Genomic DNA, 385 nt, shown 5'->3' with positions numbered 1-385 from the left:
TGGAGGTGTGGGAGCGCAACCTGACGGACGGCTTCAAGTGGGACGCGGACGAGTTCAGCGTCAACCAGTTCGACCACCCGTACCACGGCGGCATCTACTACAACATCGCGCGCGACAACGGCTTCGACTACTGGGAGTCCGGTTTCATCACCGTCCTCGGCAGCCTCCAGTGGGAGGTGTTCGCCGAGAACACCCCCCCGTCCACCAACGACATCATCAACACCAGCCTCGGGGGCCTCGCTCTCGGCGAGGTGCTGTACCGGCTGTCCTCGCGGGTTCTGGACAACTGCGCCACGGGCCGGGAGCGCGTTGGCCGTGAGGTGGTGGCGGGCCTGCTCAACCCCGGGCGCGGCCTCAGCCGGGTCGTCCGGGGCGAGGCGTGGCG

The 385-nt window shown here is 68.1% G+C and carries 1 protein-coding gene; it reads left to right on the top strand.

Annotated features, from left to right (window positions below):
• Positions 1 to 385: DUF3943 domain-containing protein (locus HUA78_RS45830; RefSeq protein WP_174479147.1), on the top strand; the 385-nt coding region annotated here is incomplete at both ends.

It is taken from the genome of Myxococcus sp. CA033, assembly GCF_013336625.1.
Lineage (GTDB): Bacteria > Myxococcota > Myxococcia > Myxococcales > Myxococcaceae > Myxococcus > Myxococcus llanfairpwllgwyngyllgogerychwyrndrobwllllantysiliogogogochensis.
Note: the sequence above shows the minus strand (reverse complement) of the source record. Positions and strands in the feature narration are given on the sequence as shown.